The sequence below is a fragment of the Bacillus sp. FDAARGOS_1420 genome, assembly GCF_019344915.1.
In the GTDB taxonomy this organism is placed as follows: domain Bacteria; phylum Bacillota; class Bacilli; order Bacillales; family Bacillaceae_G; genus Bacillus_A; species Bacillus_A mycoides.
Genome location: NZ_JAHWJB010000002.1, coordinates 640631 through 660590, shown reverse-complemented (window position 1 = coordinate 660590; position 19960 = coordinate 640631). Strand labels below are relative to the sequence as shown.

Annotated in this window: 18 protein-coding genes; 8 read left to right on the top strand and 10 right to left on the bottom strand. The window is 34.8% G+C overall.

Annotated elements, in window-relative coordinates:
* Positions 1–71: 71 nt before the first annotated feature.
* The 7 genes from rluB to I6L50_RS13660 all read right to left on the bottom strand — a co-directional run bounded on the left by rluB (position 72) and on the right by I6L50_RS13660 (position 5367).
* The gene (gene rluB, locus I6L50_RS13690; RefSeq protein WP_002064494.1) at positions 72–800 is read right to left on the bottom strand and encodes a 23S rRNA pseudouridine(2605) synthase RluB; all 729 of its coding nucleotides are present in this window, start codon (positions 798–800) and stop codon (positions 72–74) included.
* 289 nt (positions 801–1089) lie between these two features.
* Positions 1090–1620 (bottom strand): spore maturation protein SpmB, encoded by a 531-nt coding sequence (gene spmB / locus I6L50_RS13685; protein WP_002201161.1) that lies wholly within the window; start codon positions 1618–1620, stop codon positions 1090–1092.
* Positions 1617–2213, bottom strand: a complete 597-nt coding sequence (gene spmA / locus I6L50_RS13680) for a nucleoside recognition domain-containing protein (protein WP_219301813.1) — start codon at positions 2211–2213, stop codon at positions 1617–1619. The genes spmB and spmA overlap by 4 nt, the downstream gene beginning before the upstream one ends.
* A complete protein-coding gene (locus tag I6L50_RS13675) occupies positions 2206–3330 on the bottom strand; it encodes a D-alanyl-D-alanine carboxypeptidase family protein (RefSeq protein WP_113937035.1) in 1125 nt (374 codons plus the stop codon). Before I6L50_RS13675 ends, spmA begins: the two co-directional genes overlap by 8 nt.
* Positions 3331–3442: 112 nt before the next feature.
* Entirely contained in the window at positions 3443–4357 is a 915-nt protein-coding gene (locus I6L50_RS13670; protein ID WP_002030730.1) for a superoxide dismutase, read from the bottom strand.
* A gap of 106 nt (positions 4358–4463) precedes the next feature.
* Entirely contained in the window at positions 4464–4955 is a 492-nt protein-coding gene (locus I6L50_RS13665; RefSeq protein WP_219301812.1) for a YpuI family protein, read from the bottom strand.
* A 22-nt stretch (positions 4956–4977) separates the two neighbouring features.
* Positions 4978–5367 (bottom strand): hypothetical protein, encoded by a 390-nt coding sequence (locus I6L50_RS13660; protein WP_219301811.1) that lies wholly within the window; start codon positions 5365–5367, stop codon positions 4978–4980.
* 186 nt (positions 5368–5553) lie between these two features.
* Between I6L50_RS13660 and mprF the strand changes: the two genes are divergently transcribed.
* Entirely contained in the window at positions 5554–8139 is a 2586-nt protein-coding gene (gene mprF, locus I6L50_RS13655) for a bifunctional lysylphosphatidylglycerol flippase/synthetase MprF (RefSeq protein ID WP_044438005.1), read from the top strand.
* 4 nt (positions 8140–8143) lie between these two features.
* Here mprF and I6L50_RS13650 read toward each other — a convergent pair whose 3' ends face one another.
* On the bottom strand, positions 8144–8938 hold the full coding sequence (locus I6L50_RS13650; protein WP_044438004.1) for a hypothetical protein: 795 nt from the start codon (positions 8936–8938) through the stop codon (positions 8144–8146).
* A 173-nt stretch (positions 8939–9111) separates the two neighbouring features.
* On the opposite strand from I6L50_RS13650, the gene deoD reads away from it, so the two are divergent.
* From deoD to I6L50_RS13630, 4 genes are all read left to right on the top strand, one after another.
* Positions 9112–9819: a purine-nucleoside phosphorylase gene (gene deoD / locus I6L50_RS13645; protein ID WP_000110707.1), complete on the top strand. Its 708-nt coding sequence runs from the start codon at positions 9112–9114 to the stop codon at positions 9817–9819.
* A gap of 201 nt (positions 9820–10020) precedes the next feature.
* Positions 10021–11832, top strand: coding sequence for a sensor histidine kinase (locus I6L50_RS13640; RefSeq protein ID WP_002141011.1), 1812 nt, complete (start codon positions 10021–10023; stop codon positions 11830–11832).
* A gap of 107 nt (positions 11833–11939) precedes the next feature.
* The gene (locus I6L50_RS13635; protein ID WP_000806230.1) at positions 11940–12470 is read left to right on the top strand and encodes a tyrosine-type recombinase/integrase; all 531 of its coding nucleotides are present in this window, start codon (positions 11940–11942) and stop codon (positions 12468–12470) included.
* Between the two features lie 120 nt (positions 12471–12590).
* Positions 12591–12785 carry a DUF3924 family protein gene (locus tag I6L50_RS13630; RefSeq protein ID WP_002011737.1) on the top strand — a complete coding sequence of 65 codons (195 nt, stop codon included), beginning with the start codon at positions 12591–12593 and terminating at the stop codon, positions 12783–12785.
* Between the two features lie 370 nt (positions 12786–13155).
* Here the strand turns inward: I6L50_RS13630 and I6L50_RS13625 are convergent, their stop codons facing one another.
* Positions 13156–14001: a DUF72 domain-containing protein gene (locus tag I6L50_RS13625; RefSeq protein WP_219301810.1), complete on the bottom strand. Its 846-nt coding sequence runs from the start codon at positions 13999–14001 to the stop codon at positions 13156–13158.
* Positions 14002–14161: 160 nt separating this feature from the next.
* On the opposite strand from I6L50_RS13625, the gene I6L50_RS13620 reads away from it, so the two are divergent.
* From I6L50_RS13620 to I6L50_RS13610, 3 genes are all read left to right on the top strand, one after another.
* Entirely contained in the window at positions 14162–15427 is a 1266-nt protein-coding gene (locus I6L50_RS13620) for an ATP-binding protein (protein WP_002126365.1), read from the top strand.
* 259 nt (positions 15428–15686) lie between these two features.
* Complete coding sequence (locus I6L50_RS13615) at positions 15687–16841, top strand: Gly-Xaa-Xaa repeat protein (protein ID WP_219301809.1); 1155 nt, start codon at positions 15687–15689, stop codon at positions 16839–16841.
* Between the two features lie 219 nt (positions 16842–17060).
* Positions 17061–17498: a hypothetical protein gene (locus I6L50_RS13610; RefSeq protein ID WP_113937030.1), complete on the top strand. Its 438-nt coding sequence runs from the start codon at positions 17061–17063 to the stop codon at positions 17496–17498.
* A 165-nt stretch (positions 17499–17663) separates the two neighbouring features.
* Here the strand turns inward: I6L50_RS13610 and I6L50_RS13605 are convergent, their stop codons facing one another.
* Positions 17664–19703, bottom strand: a complete 2040-nt coding sequence (locus I6L50_RS13605; protein WP_219301808.1) for a transglycosylase domain-containing protein — start codon at positions 19701–19703, stop codon at positions 17664–17666.
* Positions 19704–19960 lie beyond the last annotated feature (257 nt).

Sequence of the window (19960 nt, the reverse complement as noted above, 5' to 3'; positions counted from 1 at the left end):
GTGATAAATATATGTATTTTTTAATAAATCACCAGCGGAGCATTCCACTGGTGAAAGTTTCACAATATAGATTAGCGAGGCTTTGTAGAAGCCAATGCACGTAATTGTTTCACCTCATGTGGTGTTAATTCTCTTGCATCACCAGGACGCAAGCTACCCACTTCTAAAAAGGCATAACGTTCACGTTTTAATTTCATTACTTTACAATCTAACGCTTCAAACATGCGGCGTACTTGACGGTTACGTCCTTCATGAATCGTTAATTGTACAATCGCCATCTCTTTACGCTTGTCCCAAGAAATAATTTTCACTTGTGCTGGTGCTGTTTTCCCATCTTCTAATGCAACACCTCGTTCTAACATGCGAATTTTATCACCTGTTAATGGCCCTTTAATTTTCGCAACATACGTTTTTTCAACCTTATATCTCGGATGCATTAATACATTTGCAAATTCACCATCATTTGTCATCAATAATACGCCAGACGTATCATAATCTAAGCGTCCTATTGGGAATAAACGTTGTCTAATTTCAGGGAAAAAGTCTGTTACAACATTTCTTCCTTTATCATCTGATACACTTGAAATTACACCAGTTGGTTTATATAGTAAAAAATAAACAGGTTCTTCTTTTTCAAGAGGGATGTTATTTACTTCCACTTTATCTTGAGGAGTTACTTTTGTTCCTAACTCCTTCACTATTTTCCCATTAACTTTCACTTTCCCTTGCTGAATTAATTCCTCAGCCTTTCTTCTCGATGCAATACCTGCTTGCGCAATCACTTTTTGTAATCGTTCCATTTCTTTTTTTCACCTCAAATTTATCTTACCTTACATTAGAAAGACTTGGCAACCGCCTAAGCTTTATGCCATTTACTTCGCCTACCTTTAACAACATAGCAATGATAATAAACGTATAAAGGCTATATCACGTTTTCACCCTTTATTATTATTTACACTTTTTCATGTTGTCCACGATAAAAGTTCACCATTTTGTCAAAAATACCGCATAAAAAAACCACTATTAAACTACACGTTAATAGTGGTCGTATACGTATTATAAGCGAAATAGCGCAAAAAATGAATAGCATTACCGAAACAATAGGGAAACAAACACAATCGAACAAATAATTCCGATTAAATCTGCAAAAAGTCCTACCTTTAATGCATCTCCCATTTTTCTAATACCGACAGCCCCAAAGTATACTGTTAATATATAAAAAGTCGTATCTGTGCTACCTTGCATCGTTGAAGCTAACCTACCAATAAACGAGTCTGGCCCATATGTAGCGATTAAGTCGGTCGTAATACTTAAACCAGCAGATCCCGAAATCGGACGTATAAGTGCAAGTGGAACGATTTCGGCTGGTACATGAATAAGGTCTAACATCGGCTTCATTACCGATATCATCGCATCTAGAGCACCTGATGCCCTGAAAATAGAAATAGATACAAGCATTCCAACCATAAACGGCAAAATGGAAACCGCAATTTGAATCCCTTCTTTTCCGCCCTCAACGAACGATTCGTACGTTGGAACTTTCTTTATCGTGCCATACAAAAGGATAAAACCAATTACACAAGGAATTACCCATAATGAAATTGTATTTACAATACTCATTTTTTCCGCCCCTTTCTACTCCTTCTCCGGTAAAAATAGCGGTCAATCCAAATCGCTCCAATCATCGATAACACTTGTGCTATAAATGTTACGCCAACGATTTCAGTAGGGTTTGCTGATTCATAAGTCATTCGAATCGAAATGACAGTAGTCGGAATTAATGTAATCGCTGAAGTATTTAATGCTAGAAACGTCACCATAGAACGACTTGATGAATCCTTTCCACCATTTAACTCTTTCAGTTGTTCCATTGCTTTAATACCTAAAGGTGTTGCTGCATTACCTAACCCAAAAAAGTTCGCCATCATATTTGATAAAATGAATCCCATTGACGGGTGATCCTTCGGTATTTCTGGAAATAATCTTTTTACTATCGGCATAAAAAGTGATACTAACTTCTTTAACAATCCAGCTTCCTCAGCAATTTTCATTAAACCGAGCCAAAATACTAAAACACTAATAAGTCCAATACAAATCGTTACAGCATCTTTTGACCCTTCAAACACTGCTTTGGTCACTTCTTCCATCGTTCCATTTATCATGGCATACACAATCCCTATAACTGCCATCGCTGCCCATACGAGATTAACCATCTATCCCAACACCTATCATGTAAGAGAAGATTTCTTTTACGTTATTCCAATACATTCCCGTTGTAGCTACTAACTTTCGTTTACTGTAAAACAAATTTCGTTCTCCAACTTTCTCGTTCCCTACATAAATTTCTGTCTTCCCAATCTTTACTCCATCCGTAAGTTTTGCACTTTTATCGAGCTCAACTTTCAATAACACGCTCTTTCTTTCCTCTTCAGTTAAAGGTACAGAAAAACTATTTTTCGTATAAACATGATTGGCATATTTCTTTTCATTTATTTCAGCGAGTGCGCCTTGTCCTAAAACTTTCGCTTGCTTATAGCGTTCAAAGCCTTTATCAAACAAATTCATATGATCATCCCAGTCACTAGAAGCACTCAAAGTTACGACAATTAAATCTAGTCCATCTTTTGAAGCTGTTGTGACAAGCGTCCGTCCTGCTTTCTTCGTAAAACCTGTCTTTCCCCCTGTTGCAAATTCATAATAAGATGTCACAAGCTTATGTTTATTTTTCCACGGATAATCCCAAGAATCTGATTTATACGTTTTTGTTCCAAAAATTTTCTTAAAGGTCTCGTTCCCCATTGCATATTTCGTTAATAATGCCATGTCATAAGCCGACGAATAATGCGATCCATCCCCATCCAAGCCATGCGGGTTTGAGAAATGCGTATCTTTCATTCCGATTTCTTTCGCCTTTTGATTCATTAAATATACAAATCCTTCTATACTCCCTCCCACATTTTCAGCAATTACTTGTGCTGCATCATTACCAGATCTAAGCATTAATCCGTAAACTAAATCTTCTAACTTAACTTTTTGTCCAGGTTTTAAATAAATTGCCGATCCTTCTACTCGTACCGCTTCATTACTAACCGATACTAATTCTTTCATTTTTCCTGATTCAGCAGCTAACAATGCTGTCATAATTTTTGTTATACTAGCAATTTTTTGTGGCTCATGTTCTAATTTCCCATATAGCACACGACCGGATTGTTGTTCCATTAAGACTGCGTTACGAGCACTGACACCACCGTTCATTTTTGCATATGCAGGAATTGGCATAACGCTTGCGTACATTATAATTAGCGTAATTATTATACAAATTCGTCTCATATTTCCCCCCACGTCCTTTTGGCACTTTTTGTACAAGTGTATGCTTGGCCTTTTAAAATATGAACGAAATTTTCCTTCCACCTCCACTAAAAAAGACGCATGAGATATGCGTCTAATACGGTGTCCATTCAATTTGCTTCGCACTTTCAAATCTCTTTTCTACATCTGGCCAATTTACAACATTCCACCAATTTTTAATATATTCATCTTTTCGATTTTGATATTGTAAATAATACGCATGTTCCCATACATCCAGTACAAGGAGTGGTATCGTATCCCACTGTGTAAACAATTGATGAAGCGTACTTTGCAAAATTTCTAACCTTCCTGAACGAGGTACCCATACAAGAATTGCCCATCCTGAACCTTCCACTTTAGAAGCGGCTTCCGTGAAATGCTTTTGAAAACGTAAAAAACTTCCGAAATCTTGCTCAATTTGTTGTGAAAAAGCCCCTCTCGGACTTCCACCACCATCTTTTTTCATGTTATTCCAAAATATCGTGTGTAAGTAATGACCTGATCCATGAAAAGCCGCTTCTCTTTCCCAATGCTTAATTAAATCAAATTGATTTGTTTTTCTCGCTTCTTCCATCATCTTCTCTGCTTTATTTAATCCTTCCACGTAACTACGATGGTGTTTATCATGGTGTAACATCATAATTTCTCGTGAAATGTACGGTTCTAGCGCATTATATGGATAAGGTAATGGCGGAAGGGTATGCCCCCCAATCGGAACAGCTCGTTCGCTATCCCCTCTTTCACATAGTTCATATTCCTCTCCTTCTTGCATAAATACTTCCTGTAAATGGTGTTGAATATGTTCTACATCATCACTTATTTCATACATAAACTCGGCATCTGTGTCGTATTCATGCTCTTTCATACGCTCTAATAACGTTTGAATTTTATAAGCAAGCATATGGACATCATACACTTCCATTGCACGGCTATCTAATACTTGAAGAACACTTTCACACCAGCTTTCTACTTCATGAAAGTAATCTGTAAATACACCTTGCTGACTCATGTCACACCTCCTTGATGCTATCCACTTTAACTATATTCAATTAAAATCCCTTATATAACTGGACAAAAGGAAAAGAAGCTAAGTATTCTTAGCTTCTTTTCCTTAATTAATATTTGTGCAACATTTTTGTTTGGTAATCTGTCTCATAATATTCTAGTTCTTCACGCATCAATTGAAATTCCCCTTCTAAATCCTTCATCATTCGTTCTATAGATCTAGGGGGGATTTGCTGAAAAACAATAGAATTTTTCCCTGTATAAGCAGAACGACTATTTTCATACCAATGATCATTCTTTGGCGAAAAAAACTCTGCAATTACTTGATGGTAAATCTTATATAAAACTGTTTCAGCTGCGGTCTTTCGAAATGGTTGGCTATTCAGCAAAACAAAACATGCATCAAGTCCTTCTTCACAAAAAACAAGAAGTCTTCTTATTGATGCTAATATCCCTTTATAGTATTGCTCGTTTCCTGTTGGTGTCTCCTCCAATAAAGAAGGTAACGTATGATAATTTACATAATTAGTTATCAAGGAAATTACATCTTCTAAAAATATAGAAACTTGTTCTGTTTGATTTTCAACCATCAAATTAGACATGGCTTCTCTCTCCTTTGCCGTTTTACGCTATTTCTACTCTTTTATTTTTATGTAATTCAGCTAATATTTCTTGTACTTTCACCACTGTTCCCTCATCAAAGTATCGTTGAAAGTCTGTTACTTCATTGAGATACAAGCGCTTCTGCGCGCGTAGCTCTTTATCTTTCAGTAAACAAGCGATCGCTACAATATCTCGTAAATATACGTCTTGTTCTTCTACTTTATAAACTGGATTTCCTTCAAAAGGGGTAATTTCTTGTGAAATTTCTTCAAAATATCGAACATATAAGACAGAAAAGGTTTTCTCTTGATTATTTAATATATATGTCACTTCAGATCTATTAAAAAAATCTTCTGATGTATTCGGTTTTGCTTTTTCTAACTCATATCCTGCATAACCTATTATAATCATCTACTTCCCCTCTCTTCCTTCTTTCATCTTATCTTAACTTAATTTTCTGATAAACGAAATATTCTTTTAAATATAACCTATATAAAAAATAGCTTCCCTATACAGGAATTTACCTTTTTATTTTTCTTGAAGTTTGTCATAATAATATTATTGTCTCAGTTTTCTTACACAAGGAGAGTTGTATTTATGTCGTTTTCATGGAAACGTTTCTTACAAATCGGGAAAATAATCTTCCCATTTGTTGTCTTAACAATTGTTTTCTTTCAAGCTAAAAAAGAATTAGCAGGCATTTCTTTTTTAGAAGCAATTGAAACAATTAAAAACATTCCAACTGGTGGGGTATTTTTAGCGATTACACTCGGTGCATTTGCCGTTTCAACAATGTTCTTTTATGACTTTGTTATGCTTCGTTACTTAAAAGCAGACATACCTGTACAAAAGATTTTCCGTATCTCATGGATTGCAAACACTTTAAATGGATTTATCGGTTTTGGTGGTCTTGTTGGTGCCGGTGTACGTACAATGCTATATCGTCCGCATATAAAAGATAATGGAAAACTTATTAAAAGTATTGCTTGGATGACAACCGCTTTTATTAACGGATTAGCCATTCTGTCATTCCTCGGCCTTATTGGAATATTAGACACTAGTTTTATTCTGCACGAAAAACCGTGGTTATGGCCTGTTCTTATCTTCTTTGCTCTTTTCGTTCCTATATATATTGGGTTTTCTAAAATTAAAAATAGAAAAACAAAACAGTTAGACGGACAAGAGGAAGAAGAAGAAGAGAAAAATCCAACTGTTTTATATTCATTAGTTTCATTAGTCGAGTGGGTATCTGCCGGTATCGTTATGTACGTCATTTTAATATTGTTTGGAATTGATATCGAATTTCAAAAGTTTTTAGGTGTTTACGTAATCGCTGCTTTAGCTGGTGTCGTAAGTCTTGTTCCTGGTGGCCTTGGTTCATTTGACCTTGTTTTCTTAACTGGACTAGGACAATACGGCGTTGATACAGGCGTATTACTACCTGCTATGTTATTATACCGACTTGTCTATTACATCTTACCATTCTGCCTAGGTCTCATTTTTGCAGCCTTTGAAATGACAGGAGCGGCCATAAAAAAAATTGAAGATAAACCCTTTATTGCACCTGCGTTAGAAACAACTGGTGTAATTTGGACTTTACAACGTGATTTTTTAGGGAAATTAGGTTCATGGGCATCCGCCGCTTTAACAGTATTCGCTGGCTTAATGGTTATTCTATCAACAATTTTACCGACTAGTATAAATCGAGCTCACGCCTTACATATTTTAGCTCCAAAGCACCTTATTCAATTTTCTTTTAGCTTATCATTAACATTCGGTATTCTCCTCCTGATTCTTTCGCGAGGCATATATTATGGAACGAAGCGTTCTTACTATATGACGATTGTTTCTTTAATTGGAGCAGCAATCTTTAATACCCTAAAAGGAATTGACATTGAAGAAACCTTTATTTTATTAATCGTACTTGCTGTGTTGTATATGCTTCGTAAAAGATTTATACGCGAGAAAATGGAAGTCTCACTTTCTGATATCGTAAAAGTATTTATCTTCTTATTACTTACGCTATATTTATATAAAAACTTAGGTATTTTATTTGCGGGTGCAAAAGAAGCGTTCCAGCCTGATTTTGTCGTTCGAAATATTACACAAGTTAAACGAAGTGCATTAGCAGCAGCCTTTTTCGTTCCTACTTTTTTACTTATCGGCTCACTAATTGCCAATCGTTATCGTAGTCAATTTCCCGGGCAACCAGCTAATGATAAAAGGTTAGAAAACTTCTTAGATGAACATGGCGGGAATGTACTTAGTCATTTAGGTTTTTTAGGAGATAAACAGTTCTTCTTCAGTAGTGACGGAAAAGCACTTCTTCTCTTTTCAATTACTGGAAAACGTCTTGTTGTACTAGGTGATCCAATTGGTGATCCATCCTCCTACCGCACTGTGTTGCAAGAATTTTTGACTGAAGCTGATCGATTTGGGTATATTTGCGTATTCTATCAAATTGAAAGCAAATGGATGAGCTTATACCACGATTTTGGCTACAACTTCTTTAAACTTGGTGAAGAGGCTGTCGTTGATTTAAATACGTTTACAATAACAGGAAAGAAACGTGCTGGTATGCGAGCCACTTTCAACCGTTTTGAACGAGAAGGTTATACATTCTCTATTCATGAGCCACCATTCTCAGACGAATTATACGAGGAATTAAAGAAAGTGTCTGATGCTTGGCTCGGCGGAAAAAAAGAGAAAGGATTTTCACTTGGGTACTTCGATCGTGAGTATATTAGTCGTGCCCCTATCGCTACATTATCTGATGCAGAAGGAAAAATCATTGCATTCACAACCTTTATGCCAGTATATCAAAGTGGCATATTATCTGTTGATTTAATGCGTTATTATCCAGATGCCCCTAGCGGAATTATGGATGCAATTTTTATCCACTTATTCCACTGGGCAAAAGAAAATGAATACCATTCCTTTAATATTGGTATGGCACCACTCTCAAATGTCGGTTTATCAACGCAATCGTTCTGGTCTGAACGAGTTGCTGCTGCAATATTTAATAACGTTCGTTACACATATAGCTTCAGCGGTTTACGACATTTCAAAGAAAAATATAAACCTGCATGGAGTGGAAAATATTTAGCATTTCGAAAGAATCATTCTTTACCAATTACAATGCTCTCTGTAACAAAATTAATAGGAAAACGAAAAAACAGCTAAGTACTTAGCTGTTTTTTCGTTTTTGCACTTGTATACTAAACTCCTTTTCATACTTCTTACCATTTATATAGAAATCCCCCCATATTTTATATGTTCCTTCTTCTGGAAATGTAATACGATATTGTAATTGCTCATCCGTATCAACAGGAATGGCATATAAAAAATGTCCCCTCGTTTCATCAACGATATATAGCGCGTTGACTTCGCCTCTCCCTGAATTTAATTTCAGCTTTTCTCCCTTTTTCGCTTGAAACTGAAATGTTAATGTCGTTGCCTCATTCGGATGTAATGCACCAAATAAAAGAGACACTTGATGCTCTCCTATATTTTTTGTAAGTACAGTATCGACAGGTAGTTTCTTTTTATTCTTGTCCTTGTTTGTCTCCTTTTTTTCTTCACCAAAATCTTTCTTAGCAAATGATTCCACTGACTTGTTTTCATTTTCATACAAAAATATCGTGTACCCTTCACCTTTTGCTACATCTGAAGATAGCTTATACGATCCATTTCCAGCAAATATAGGCTTCGTTTGTTGTATGTTTTTCAAATTCCCATCCACTATCACTGCTCGAATTTGATCGTTCACACCACGAACTTCATTATTCATTTTATTTAGCAATTGAAACGAAATATCGGCTTTTTCATTTCCCTTTTTATTTTTCACATCCCATTTCACTTCTTGAACATCTCCGGTCGTTTCTACAGTTTCTTGATATTTTTTTATGTAAAATCCTCCTGCCACAATAAGTACTAGTGCAATAAGCCCAATGACAAGATTTTTCAAAATATCACCTACCATTTTTATTGTCTTTATCCATGCAAAACCTCTTAAATATATATTCTAGATTATGATTTATGAAATCCTCCTCTTTTGTACATATTACAAATAAAAAAGATTTTAATTGAAAGGAGTCGTAGTGTATAATGCAAATGATATTGATTTCTATCAATACATTATAAGGAGGATTTTTCATGAGTGTACATATTGAAGCAAAACAAGGCGAAATTGCTGAATCTATTCTATTACCTGGTGATCCATTACGTGCAAAATATATTGCTGAAACATTTTTAGAGGATGTTACTTGTTATAATAACGTGCGTGGTATGTTAGGTTTTACTGGAACTTACAAAGGAAAGCGTGTATCTGTTCAAGGTACAGGCATGGGTGTTCCTTCTATTTCTATTTATGTAAACGAATTAATTCAAAGCTACGGAGTGAAAAATTTAATTCGTGTTGGGACATGTGGTGCAATTCAAAAAGATGTTAAGGTACGTGACGTTATTATTGCGATGACGGCTTGTACAGATTCTAATATGAATCGCTTAACATTCCCGGGTTTTGATTTTGCTCCTGCTGCAAATTTTGATCTTTTAAAGAAAGCCTACGATGCTGGAACAGAAAAAGGATTACACGTTCGTGTTGGTAACGTATTAACAGCAGATGTATTTTATCGTGAGAGCATGGACATGGTTAAAAAACTTGGAGATTACGGTGTATTAGCAGTAGAGATGGAGACGACTGCTCTTTACACATTAGCAGCTAAATATGGTGTAAATGCATTATCTGTATTAACAGTAAGCGACCATATCTTCACTGGTGAAGAAACAACATCTGAAGAGCGTCAAACTACATTTAACGAAATGATTGAAATCGCTTTAGATGCAGCAATTCAGCAATAGTACACTAAAGAACTCGTCATACGTCTGGCGAGTTCTTTTTTATGCTAAAATACTTCTATAGTCACTGTACCGTCTCTTTATGTGACTTTCTATAAAAAACTACTTTAGAGATAGACAGATTTATCCCCTCTACTTTTTTGTAACCTTTGTTATAATTAAGAAATCATTTATATTACAGTATTTTTCATACGAGGTGAAACAGTGAAGAACAGAAGCATCGTCTTTAAACTATTTTTATTAACATCAACTTTATTTACAATCATATTTCTCCTTTTTTTCCTTGGACAATCTCTATTTTTAGAGAAGTTTTATATTAATAAAAAAGTAAAAACCGTTCAAACGGCTTTTGAAAAATTCGTAGATAATTATGAAAAAAGCGACAAAAGTTTTGAGGAAATCAGAAAGCTAAAACAAGAATTTCACGATAAAACGAATGCTGAAATGCAATTTTTAGATTCTAACGGCATTATTAAAAGTGAAAACAATTACTATATTGAGGTAATTAACCCTAATAACAATAAAACCTATTCCATCCCACTTAATAATCTTTTAACACCCGAAGAATATAATAAATTCGAAAATTTAGGCTTAAAAAAAGAGGGCATGATTCACGTAGAGGGATTTTTACAAGATAATATAATAACGCCACTAGAACTGACGACTAATTATAATCGATGGCGAAATGAAAATGTCAATTCGGATTTTCAAACAATTAGTGGTAACCCCTCTAAAAATAGACTCACAAATCGATATAAAACTACGTCTCAGATCAGTTTTACCGGTGTGATATCAAAATTACATATCCCTTCCAAATCTGAGGTTCGCCTTGCAAATGATTTTGAAACATTACAAGCTGTTGAATATTTTGCAAGCACTATTAGACAAGGTACTTCTAATTCAAATCAATTAAACACGTATATTTTAGATAGTGGGGAAAATATAAAAAACAGTGTCTTTGTAAAGCCTATTATGGAAAACGGAAAAACTAAGGAGTACGCTTTTGTGATAGCATCTTTACAACCTGTGAATGAAGCAATGCTCGTTTTAAAAGATTATTATGTCTATGCCTTAATTATCGTGTTTCTCGTTATTATTTTGTTATCCTTCTACTACTCAAAAATCATTGTTAAACCATTAATTAAGATAAATCGTGTTACAAAAAAAATGGCCAACTTTGATTTTAGCGAGAAGTTACCTGTTACAGCAGACGATGAAATTGGCGGGTTATCAAGTGGTATTAATACACTCTCTGTAAATTTAAAAGATCGAATCGACCGATTAAATGTTGCTAATACAAAATTACAACAAGATATTGAACGCGAACGTCAATTGGAAAAAACGAGAAAAGAATTCATTTCTGGTGTATCTCATGAATTAAAAACACCACTTAGTGTTATTCGTAGCTTCGCTGAAGGTATTCAAGATGGCGTAAGTAAAGATACGACATATTATACAAATGTTATTTTGGAAGAGACAGATAATATGAACAGGCTCATTGTTGAAATGTTAGAATTAGCAAAACTAGAATCAGGTACGTACAAACTAGAAATGTCGACATTCTCGATCGGTGAATTAATTCAACAAGTCTATACAAAATTATTATTTAGCATGGAGGAAAAACATTTACAAGTGGACATCCATGCTGACTCTTCTCTATTTGTTAAAGCAAATCGTAGCCGTATCGAGCAAGTCGTTGTAAACTTACTTAGCAATGCAATTCGATATACTCCAGATGGTGAAAAAATACACGTCTCTATTATAGAAACGGAAGATACAGTGAAAATCAAAATTGAAAACACAGGTAATCCTATTCCAGAAGAAAGCCTTGAAAAAATTTGGGATCGCTTCTACCGTTTAGACGCTTCTCGTAGCCGTCATACTGGAGGTACTGGCCTTGGGTTATCCATTGTGAAAAACATTTTAGATCTCCATCACGCTGAATACGGCGTGTATAATACCACTAATAGCGTTGTATTTTATTTTAATTTACAAAAAGTAAAAGAAGTCAAATAATTTGTCTTAATTTCACTAGGAGTTCACATGAAATTCACACTCTCCCTTTATAGTAAGAAACAAGTTAATCCTTTCCTTTACACATATAAAAGAGGAGAGTGCGTGAAATGAAACAAGCAGGACAACCTATTCAAAATGAAAAACAATTAGAAACTATCAAAAATATACTTTTACAATCTTCGAAACGTGATGGCTTATTATTCGTATTAGCTGTAAATTCTGGCTTAAAAGTAAGTGAAATCTTACAATTAAAAGTTAGTGATGTAATCGATGAAGACGAAAATGTTCGCCATTCCATTTTATTTTACAATGAAAAAGTAAAGAAACATAAATGGTTTGCTGTAAATGAAGACTTACAGCACGCAATCGAAGACTACATGAAAGAACGTAAAACTTGGAAACGTAATGAACCATTATTAAAGTCTCAAAAAGGAACAAAGTCTATTACGAGACAACATGCATGGTACATTTTAAACAAAGCTGCAAAAGAAGTTGGATTAGAAGGGATTAGCTCACATACACTTCGAAAAACTTGGGGCTATTGTGCATACAAATCGGGTGTTGATATTGCATTTTTACAACACTTCTTTGATCACAGTACTCCATCCAAAACTTTAAAGTATATCGGTATTGCTTAATAACTCTTATACATAAAAAGGTTACCATTTGTAAATTTGGTAACCTTTTTTATGTTTCATATTCTCTTTTCTTGTCTCTCCTATACTGTAGTGGTACTCTAATAGTAAGGGGGAGAAATTATGAACACATTAACAATTGAATTACCGAAAGAAACGGCTGAAAAACTTGATTTATTAAAGAAATCTTATGAAAAGAAAACAGGTGCTACAATTTCTGAAAGCACTCTCGTTCAAACACTTATCTCAAAGGAATTTATCCAAGCGATAACTCCTTTTGATTTACAACAAATCATCAATGGAAAAGAACAGCAGTAATTGCTGTTCTTTTTTTATTACTATTTAAAATATAAAGTGAAGGCTAATAATCAGTGGGGGTTTTGTTCATCCCCCACTGATTATTAGCCTTCACCAATCGGGCGCTTACGGGCAGCAGGGCTCCCACCTAACTTCTTTGCTCCAGCCGAATTTTGAGGTAGGGGTTTTACTGCCGCAAATAGCGGGATAAAAAGTTTTTTACTTATTTTCCGAAAAACCATTGACAATGATAATGATAACCATTATCATTTATTATGAAGCCAACAATTGATGAATCAACCAAACGCTCAGTAACATTGTTACCCCTCTTTTTCATATAGAAAGGCACTGTACATTCCCCCTGTTTGTACAGTGCCTTTCTTGTTTATCATCATTCAAACAAATTTAATTGCTCAGGCTTCGGCTCACCATATGTAATGTTCATCATTTTCATAAGCTGTTTCGCATTATCCGCTGCATCTCCGCCCGAATTATTATTAAACAATACAAATATATCCTTCGTCTTCTTTTTCAATCGCTCTAATCGTTCTACCCATTCCGCCAATTCTTTACTATTATAACGATATAAACAGCGAACCGCTCTCCAATTTTCTCCTTTATCCAGCCAACCATGAACATTTCGGCCATGAAAACGTATTAACGCCATGTCCGAGTTTGTTGCCTCTAATATAAGCGGTACTGATCCTATTCCAGCCTGAGGCTCATCGCAAATTGTATGAATCCAGTTTTCTTTCTCTAAAAACTGTAACGTCTTATCTCTCATTTCTGGATAAAACCATGTTTGATTTCGAAATTCTATTGCACATGGGAAATCTTCCATTTTTTCTTTCGTGTATCGAAGTAAATCAACATTTTTCACTTTACAATCAAACCATGGTGGGTATTGAAATAAAATCATTTTTAATTTATTTGCTTCTATTAAAGGAAGAATGGATTGTTTATACACATCAAACATCTCATCGAACGTAGAAAAAGGGATTTCCCCTTTCATATGTCCTGTCATTCCTTGATAGGCTTTTACTATAAAAGAAAAATCTTTCGGTGTTTCCATCGCCCATTTTGTATAATTCCGCGCAGGTTGTATCGCATAAAATGAACTATCTACTTCCACAATGGGAAAATGTTCACTATAAGTTCGCAATTTATTTCTATTTTCATAGGGATTTATATATAAAGAATCATGATCTCCCCACCCTGTCACTCCAATGAAAAGCAAATATATCCCTCCCTTTTTAACTTCACCTTCTATCCATTCTACTCACTTCCCGGACATTTCAGCTAATCAATTTCATTAAGTAGCCCCTTCTTTAAGAGTATCCGTATAAAAATATGATATACTAAATGGAAGAATTTTTAAATTGAGGGGTTATTTATTTATGCTTCCAAACGATGATATTGTATCTCATGAAAAACGAATAGAAGAACTAGAAAATAAAGTGCGGTTATATGAAGAGCTTGTGAATCAATTACCACATCATTTCACATACAAAAATCCACATATTGGTTTACAAATAAAGAAAACGAGAACGACTCATTCCATTCAAAACATACAAAAAGAGAATAAAAAGGCTGATTTTCAACTTACTTGCGATTCATTATTTTTATTTGAACAACTTGAAACATACTTTGTTCATATTTTTGATGCTTTTTCACATCATGTCACCTTTGTTGATAGTAAAGGAAATATAACTTTATGTAATCAAGCTGCAGCAGATGATTTTGGTGTAGTACGAAATGATATAATTGGAAAGCCAATTCAACAATTACTAAACTTGCCAGAAGAACAAATTAAAGCGATTGAAACATTAAGAACAGGAACAGAAATATATAATGAAGAAGTGTTAGACAAAAACTATGGTATTTTAAACAATCGAATTATTCGGGATTATAACGGAGAGATTTTTAGAGTTATTAGTGTCTTCCATTATTTAAACACAGAACGTGATGCAGAAAAATTTTCATTAGCAGGACGAATCGCAGCTGGGATTGCTCATGAAGTACGAAATCCCCTTACAACGGTACGTGGATACTTGCAATTTCTACAAGATAACGTTTCTCCATCCAATAAAGAATTGTTTAAAAGTCTACTCATTCCTGAACTAGATCGTGCAAATAGTATTATCACAAAATTTTTAGCCATTTCAAAAACGCGTGAATTTACTAGAGAACCTTTTCCCATCAATACGTTTTTACGCGAATATATTCAACAACTACTTGCTAGTGAAGTTTTTTTACACAACATTTCTATTGACTATGAATTTTCTACGGAATTAGATGGTGTACTTGTTAATATCGATCGTCATGAACTTGTGCAAGTTTTTTTAAATTTATTTCAAAATGCTATCGATGCTCGAGGCGAAAGACCTCTTTCCATTCAAATCTCTAGTTATCGCCTAGATAACTTTGTTCGGATTACTTTCACAGATAACGGAACTGGGGTTCCTCCAGCTATTCAAGAATATATCTTTGATCCATTCTTCTCAACAAAAGATTCAGGAACAGGACTGGGCTTGTCAGTAACGAAGAAAATTATTCAAAATCATAACGGTACATTAAAAATGTCTAGTAATCAAAACGGTACAACTTTCACTATTTCTATTCCAATTTTACCTAAAGCGAACTATGAACGAATTAATCATTAAAAAGGTTGGGCTGTTCCACGAACTGCACGCAAATTGTTAGATATAATCTAACAATTTGCGTGCAGTTTTTTTATTCTAACCTATTCTTTTTTAACTCATATAAATCTTTCTCTATCTCTTAATTGTTCTTTGTTTTCACAAGATAGGTAAACTTCTTATTTTTTTTAGAAATAGTAGTTTGTCCCTCACGAATTCAGTTTAATTTTCATTTTATTATATAGTAAAGACTATTTATTCTATAAAAGAAAGGAATGAAAAAATGTCCAATAAAAATAAAGGGAAAGTATTCTATGGTAAGGATTGTTGCGAAGTAAGAGCTTGCAGTTATATTAACGTCTCTAAGGCAGAACTAAAAGAGTATGCTAGACTTCTTCAAGCTCTTGGTCAAAGTATTCAAGCTGTATTTCAAAACCCTTCTCAAGATAACATCGATAAACTAATTGCTCTCCTGGATAATCTCCAAAAATTCCTCAGTTGCTTAAATTTATCACCTGCACAAGAAAAGATTGGTAGTTCTATTATTGCTAACTTATTAACTATCCTAAAATCCTCACCTTTCTCATGCGGAGCATTGTACGTTGAACTACAAAGTTTGCTTAATTATTTATTGTATATTGCTAAGTTATTCAAAATCGATTGCTGTACTATCGATAAACTAGTTAAGCTCATTACAGAAATTCAAGCTATCCTAGTTCAATATGGATCAGGTTGCCTTGGTGGAGGAACAATAGGACCTACTGGACCTCAAGGACCTCAAGGACCGGCTGGCGCTCGGGGTGCTACTGGACCTCAAGGACCTCAAGGTATTCAAGGGACTCAGGGACCGGCTGGTGCTCAAGGTGCTACTGGACTTCAAGGACCACAAGGTATTCAAGGTCCGGCTGGTGCTACTGGTGCTCAAGGTGCTCAAGGTGCTCAAGGTCCGGCTGGTGCTACTGGTGCCCAAGGCGCTCAAGGTGCTCAAGGTCCGGCTGGTGCTACTGGTGCTCAAGGTGCTACTGGACCATCGGGCACACCAATCCCTGTAACTATAGCAGCAATAGGAAATTCTAATCCACAAACTATATCACCTGGAACGAATATCCAATTCAATCAAGTTTTCGAACTAAATAATCTCATTTTTAATGACACTTCAGATACTTTAACTATTTTAGAAACAGGAGTATACGATATTAGTTTCTCAGCATCTACAACCTTCCCGGGTTCTTCACCGTTTGGATTCGGTATTTCATTCAACGGTCAACCACCTACTCGTAATTTTTCAACTAACGTTATCGGTAGTGCGGTTTCTTTCTCCACAATTGTTACTTTAACAGCTGGTACAACAATCTCTGTACAACCTACAGTAAATACTATTTCCATCCCTAACACTGGTGACACAACAGCTACACTATCAGTCTTCCGAATTTACTAATTTTAGTTTTCATTTTATTTTTGAACGACCAAGAATGTTTGATTTATAGTAATTTGTATTATTTTGATTGTATGTTAAATCTTTCTTTTAATAAAAAGGAGCACTTATTTTGGAGAATAAGTGCTCCTTCTTTACGTTTCTTTACTTCAAATTTACTCTAGCTTAATCCTCTTTTTGTATGATGAATAGTGAAGACAAAGACATGAAAGAGGGATGACAATGCGAATTATATCACTGACACGTTTTTGGTTTGTTCTTATGGTATGCATAATTTTATGTATAGGGTTTCTTTTAACTCTAAACTATTCAAATGTTTCAAAAGCAGAAAGAAAAACCATTCCATACGAACTTCTGTATACAAAACAAAACAACATCCCGTATTCCTCTTCCACACAAAATGAAAAAAAAGTTATAAAAGGAATGCTTATTACAGAAGCTTCTAGTTATGAAAACCTACTTCAAATCGCTGAAACGATTAAAGATCAATATAAAAATAAAGACGTTGATGAAATAACACTCTCTATCCATAATGAAAATACTGGAAGTTTCGAAGAGGAATTGCCATATGAACCTATTAGTAAAGGAATAATAACCGTCACGTATGATTCTCAATCCTTCGGTAGGACCAATGTTACGCTAAATAAACTGAAGCTTTAATCCGTGGCGCTTTTCCCATCCCCACGGATTATTAAGTTAAACCCATCAAATTTTTATAGGCAGCTCGATTCTCACCTAACTTCTTTTCTGTTGCCGCATTTTGAACCGAGATAAAACCGCTCATTTCTCATAAAAAAGAGGCGAACTCGCTATTCGCCTCTTTTTTTACCAAAATGGAATCCACTCTTTCACTTTATCTATCCATTCATTTTGCTGTTCTTTTCTTTGTTGTTCCTCTTCTTTTCGTTTTTTCTCTTCTTCTTTCCTTCGTTTTTCTTCCTCAATCATTTTTAATTGTTTTGTATAATCCGCCTCAGGTATTAGTGATAACTGAAATGCCTTTTGAGTTGGATTTCCATTCGCTTTCTTCATAATATCCCGGAACATTGTCGTTGTAATTTGGCTGCCTCCTGGCACATAATGCTCACTATCCGTTTTATCATACCCTACCCAAATCGCACCTACTAAATCCGGTGTGTATCCAACAAACCACGAATCCTTCGCACCAGTGCTTGGTCCATTTACAAGCTGGGTAGTCCCTGTCTTGCCTGCGGTATCGATATTATTAACTTTCGCTTTTTCACCTGTTCCCCTTTCAATAACACCTTTTAATAAGTATGTCATCTTTTGGGCAACTTTCTCGTTCGTCACACGAGTTTCTTTCTTATACCATTTTCCAATTGTTTCCCCTTCAGCATTTTGGATTTCTCTAATGGCATGAGCTTCTACTTGGACACCATCATTTGCAAGTGCGCTATACGCTTGAGCCATTACAAATGGTGAAGTCCCTACATGCATACCTCCTAAAGCAATCGGATACGTATGGTCTTCAGGCTCTAATGGAATACCAAACCGCTCTAAAGATTTCAATCCTTTATCTAATCCAATTTTCTCTAATAGCCAAACTGCTGAAACATTATATGACTTTGCCACCGCTTCATACATCGTCACATTACCATGGAACGTATGATCACTATTTTGTGGTGCATATTCTTTAATATTAAACGGTTCATCTTTTAAGACATCGTATACTTCATATCCTTGTTCTAACGCTGGTACATACACTGCAAGAGGCTTTAACGTTGAACCTGGCTGTCTTTTTAATTGTGTTGCATGATTAAACTGTAAAAATTGATAAGGACCTCTGCCTCCAACTAAAGCCGGAACACCGCCAGTTTTTGGATTCATAAGGACCACTCCAGTTTGCATAAGCTGATCTGAGCCACTATCTTTAAAATAACTATCATTATTCACAACATCTTCAACCGCTTGTTGTTTTTTCGAGTCAAGTTCCGTATAAATACGATAGCCACCTGCTAAAATTTCATTTTGTGTTAATTCATACTTGTCCATCGCTTCTCTAACAATATAATCTACGTATTGAGAATATTTCCCCTTATATTTATCGTCAACACCACGTCGTAATACAAGACCTGATTCTTTCTCCTGATTATATTGTTCTTCAGAAATATATCCTTGCTCCTTCATTAAACCTAATACGACATTACGTCTTTCAATTGATTTATTAAAGTTTTTATACGGCGAATACGCAGATGGCGCTTTAATTAATCCTGCAATCGTTGCAGCTTCTGAAATCGTTAAGTCTTTTACTTCTTTATCAAAATAAGATTTAGCTGCTCTTTTTATCCCCCAAGCACCTTCACCAAAATAAATTTGATTCATATACATTTCAACAATTTCATCTTTCGTATAAGTACGTTCTATTTTTTTCGTTAGAAAGTATTCCTTTATTTTACGAGAGAATGTACGGTCTTGCGTTAAAAATACATTTTTCGCAAGTTGTTGTGTAATTGTACTACCACCTGCCACAACTTCTCCAGCTGTAATGTTCTTAAATACAGCACTTATAATTCCACTATAGTAAATACCATGATGACTAAAAAATTCCTTATCTTCTACTGCAACAATTGCTTGAACCATAATATCAGGAATATCTTTCCTTTTGACCCCTTCTGTTTTAGAAGAAGCTAATTTAGTCGCAACTTCATTATTTGCATCATAAATTAAAGTCGGTTGTGGAACAGCTTGTTTTAATTCAGATATATCTTGAATGGAAATTATTATATTTACAACAATAAATAGAGTAGCAAGTAAACTTCCCAATACAATTAATGAATTGCGTAGTTTCTTCCTCTTATTGAACCACTCAAGCGTTTTTTTTAAGTGAGTGTTCTTCAATTTCATTGGTTCACTTCCTTCATTTGTTTACACTCTTCTTTTTAAAAGGAAGAATATACCTCCTTTTAAATTTATTATAATAACGTAGTCGTTCCTATAGTGTAAAGCTTTTCTTTCACATTCATACTTTTTGCAAGAAAAGGACATTCTACAAGTAAGATATTCATTGTTGAGTATTAATATTATTAATACAACAATGAGAGTTATGTTAAGTTTTTGTAAACTTTTCGATAAAATGTTTTAAAAAACGACAGTTTTTTGTT

What these genes read in the sequence shown, in the direction of transcription:
- I6L50_RS13675 (WP_113937035.1), bottom strand. Translation starts at nt 3,330, where the DNA reads ATGAGACGAATTTGTATAATAATTACGCTAATTATAATGTACGCAAGC.
- rluB (WP_002064494.1), bottom strand. Translation starts at nt 800, where the DNA reads ATGGAACGATTACAAAAAGTGATTGCGCAAGCAGGTATTGCATCGAGA.
- I6L50_RS13670 (WP_002030730.1), bottom strand. Translation starts at nt 4,357, where the DNA reads ATGAGTCAGCAAGGTGTATTTACAGATTACTTTCATGAAGTAGAAAGC.
- spmB (WP_002201161.1), bottom strand. Translation starts at nt 1,620, where the DNA reads ATGAGTATTGTAAATACAATTTCATTATGGGTAATTCCTTGTGTAATT.
- I6L50_RS13660 (WP_219301811.1), bottom strand. Translation starts at nt 5,367, where the DNA reads ATGATTATAATAGGTTATGCAGGATATGAGTTAGAAAAAGCAAAACCG.
- I6L50_RS13635 (WP_000806230.1), top strand. Translation starts at nt 11,940, where the DNA reads ATGAAACAAGCAGGACAACCTATTCAAAATGAAAAACAATTAGAAACT.
- mprF (WP_044438005.1), top strand. Translation starts at nt 5,554, where the DNA reads ATGTCGTTTTCATGGAAACGTTTCTTACAAATCGGGAAAATAATCTTC.
- I6L50_RS13620 (WP_002126365.1), top strand. Translation starts at nt 14,162, where the DNA reads ATGCTTCCAAACGATGATATTGTATCTCATGAAAAACGAATAGAAGAA.
- I6L50_RS13615 (WP_219301809.1), top strand. Translation starts at nt 15,687, where the DNA reads ATGTCCAATAAAAATAAAGGGAAAGTATTCTATGGTAAGGATTGTTGC.
- I6L50_RS13605 (WP_219301808.1), bottom strand. Translation starts at nt 19,703, where the DNA reads ATGAAATTGAAGAACACTCACTTAAAAAAAACGCTTGAGTGGTTCAAT.
- I6L50_RS13650 (WP_044438004.1), bottom strand. Translation starts at nt 8,938, where the DNA reads ATGGTAGGTGATATTTTGAAAAATCTTGTCATTGGGCTTATTGCACTA.
- spmA (WP_219301813.1), bottom strand. Translation starts at nt 2,213, where the DNA reads ATGGTTAATCTCGTATGGGCAGCGATGGCAGTTATAGGGATTGTGTAT.
- deoD (WP_000110707.1), top strand. Translation starts at nt 9,112, where the DNA reads ATGAGTGTACATATTGAAGCAAAACAAGGCGAAATTGCTGAATCTATT.
- I6L50_RS13630 (WP_002011737.1), top strand. Translation starts at nt 12,591, where the DNA reads ATGAACACATTAACAATTGAATTACCGAAAGAAACGGCTGAAAAACTT.
- I6L50_RS13665 (WP_219301812.1), bottom strand. Translation starts at nt 4,955, where the DNA reads ATGTCTAATTTGATGGTTGAAAATCAAACAGAACAAGTTTCTATATTT.
- I6L50_RS13610 (WP_113937030.1), top strand. Translation starts at nt 17,061, where the DNA reads ATGCGAATTATATCACTGACACGTTTTTGGTTTGTTCTTATGGTATGC.